The sequence below is a fragment of the Methylothermaceae bacteria B42 genome (assembly GCA_001566965.1).
GTDB lineage: Bacteria > Pseudomonadota > Gammaproteobacteria > Methylococcales > Methylothermaceae > Methylohalobius.
The window spans coordinates 1-2,828 of record LSNW01000021.1; the positions used below are offsets into that span (position 1 = coordinate 1).

Genomic DNA, 2,828 nt, shown 5'->3' on the forward strand with positions numbered 1-2,828 from the left:
CAATAAGGAAAAGTTAAGGCAGCAGAAACGACAAAGCGTATATTTTAAAAATCCGATTATTTCGGAGAAAAACTCGTCTTGCCTATTGACAAGAGGCGGGCATATAGATGTTGGGCACAGTTACTTAATATTTCGAACCGATAACCCAGCTTTACATATACCTACTTGCGATATTTTCCTTCCATAACCGTATATTCTGTTGGTTTCATCATTCCACAGGGTTTGAATTTCATCAAAACCAGCTTCTTTCATCATACGATAAAGGGCTGATGGAGACGGTATAAACCAGTTCCAACCTCCACGGTTCAGTCTCTCCTTTGTTCCAGAGTGGTAAATTAGGCTTCCCTCAAATTTGCAAAATGGTTCCTCCCTTTTGATTCCTGCGGACTCAACAAGGATGAAACCACCTACCTTCAAAGAGTTAAAAAGAATCCTTAGCGCCAATAGCGGATCGGACAAGTGGTAAATTACCCCAGGAAAATAAACAATATCAAATTGATCATGGAATTCTTCTGTATTGCAGTCGTAAATAGATAGCGATTTTACTGAAACTCGATCACTAATACCAAAAGAAGTTACTAAAAAAGATGTTGTTTCTGCATACTTCTTAACTTCTTCAATTGCGAATACTTTGTCCGAAACAGTTGCTAAAAGTAACGTAGTTCCACCTGTCCAACAGCCGATATCAAAAACATGCTTAGTTTTAAAATCCTCAAGGGAGATGGGGAAAAGAGTTATGAAATTGGCCAATAGTTTAATATGCCTATCGCCCATCCGACCTTCCAATTTAAAGTCACCAAAGTCATGATTATGCCCCCAATGAAATTTAATTGATAAATCTCTCTGAAGTTCTATTTCATCCTCAGAATAGCCCTCCGATTGAGCATCAATTACACCGATTCTCGATTGTACTGATCTCGCAAATTCTTTAGGAGTAATTCCTTTAAGGTTAGAAGTCTTATAAAAATCGAATTGTTTTTTCAACACATCAAATATCTCTTTCGCTTTACTATCACTATGGGATATTTGTTCGGAAGATCGCAGTTTTTCCCCTACATACTGGAATATCTCCTTTGGGGATGAATTGTAAAGTTTAGCCAAGATTCTCTTCATAGTTCTTTTCTCTCATTTTTTGTATGCCCAACGTTAAGCTCAGCCGACGCGAAACCGCGAAGGGGTGGAGCGGTCGGCTGCAGCACCTTGGTATGCCCGGCATGGGCATGAACTGATGGGGTGCAAGTCCCCTGTAGGAGTACCTGTAGTGTTCACGATGTGGACCAATATAACTACTAGCCGACGGCAAGGGCAAACCCGCGAGGGTTTGTCCGAAGGAAGCCCGAGCGCAAACGTGCGAGCCGACGGACAGACAAAATCGCCTTGAACAGCCGCAGGCTGGCCCGAAGGGCGAGCCCCAGGGACGGGGCGAGTAAACTGCATAGAAGGCCTGGTCCCTGGGCGAGTCAGCCAAGGATGACGAAGCCCATCAGGTGCAAGGGATAGGGTAAATGCAGCGGTTGTGCACGGAAAGCTGATCTGCGCCATCCATGGCGCAGCCCCTTCGGGCGTGCTGCGTACGTCCAAATTTGTTCCAGACAAATTTGTCATGTTCTTATCCGGGGGTGAGAAGCGAAGCTTCGAACGCGCAGGCAGGAAGCCGAAGCTGGGCTTTTTTGTGAAGCAAGGAGGCGTAACGAAAAAGTCTGTTCCATAGGCGGCCTGTGGGTCTATGGGAGCCGGACTGAGGCCCATCTCGAAAGGGGTGGACAAGCCACCGGACCCTAAAGCAACCCAGGCAGCGCGCCTTCCGGCAACGGCGGGCGTGATGGAACAGAAGTCAGCAGAGGCCATAGTAGCCCCGTCCTCTGGGAAAGAGGGCGGCGCGAAGGGCCGAACATGAGAAGACAGGGAGGAGCCATGAGTCACTTGCAAACGCCTGTGAACCCGACCGGGGGAGATGAATTGCGGCGTGGTCTCATGCAGCCGGCCCTGCGCGACGATCTGATGGCGCGGATTCTGGACAGCGGCAATCTGCAACGGGCATGGAAGCGGGTGAAGGCCAACCGGGGTGCGCCCGGTATCGATGGGATGACCATCGAGGACTTTCCAGCGTTTGCACGATCCCACTGGCCCAGGATTTGCCAAGCCCTGTTCGATGGCAGCTATACCCCGCAACCGGTGCGTCGGGTCATGATCCCCAAGTCCGGTGGCGGGGAAAGAATGCTGGGAATTCCCACGGTCACCGACCGGGTGATCCAGCAAGCCATCGCGCAAGTGTTGGGACCGATCTTTGATCCGGGTTTCTCGGAATCGAGTTTCGGTTTCAGACCGGGACGCTGCGCCCACGGAGCAGTGCGGCAGGTACAACGGTTTATCGGAGAAGGGTATCGCATCGCCGTCGATCTGGACCTGGCGAAATTCTTCGACAATGTCCAACACGATGTCCTGATGGCCCGAGTGGGCCGCAAGGTACGCGACAAACGGGTGCTCTCTCTGATTGGCGAGTACCTGCGGGCAGGCGTCCTGGTCGGCGGGCAGTTCGAGGCAACGGCAATCGGAACGCCCCAGGGCGGTCCTCTCTCGCCGCTGCTCGCCAATATTCTGTTGGATGATCTGGACAAGGAGCTGGAACGCCGGGGGCACCGGTTCGTCCGCTATGCGGACGACCTGCTGATCCTGGTGAAAAGCCCCAGGGCGGGGCAAAGGGTTATGGCCAGCGTCACCCGCTTCCTGACCCAGCGGCTCAAACTGAAGGTCGGTAAATGTCAAAGTAACTGTCGCCAAAAGTTGAAAATTAATGAATGATATTGAGCTTGTTGACTGAGCGCGAA

The 2,828-nt window shown here is 50.7% G+C and carries 1 protein-coding gene and 1 pseudogene; one reads left to right on the forward strand and one right to left on the reverse strand.

The genetic code is table 11. From position 1 onward, the window contains the following. Window positions 1-120: 120 nt before the first annotated feature. Complete coding sequence (locus AXA67_08505) at window positions 121-1,113, reverse strand: hypothetical protein (protein KXJ40786.1); 993 nt, start codon at window positions 1,111-1,113, stop codon at window positions 121-123. A 780-nt stretch (window positions 1,114-1,893) separates the two neighbouring features. On the opposite strand from AXA67_08505, the pseudogene AXA67_08510 reads away from it, so the two are divergent. Continuing rightward, window positions 1,894-2,796 (forward strand): annotated as a pseudogene (locus AXA67_08510) (group II intron reverse transcriptase/maturase). Window positions 2,797-2,828: the final 32 nt, after the last annotated feature.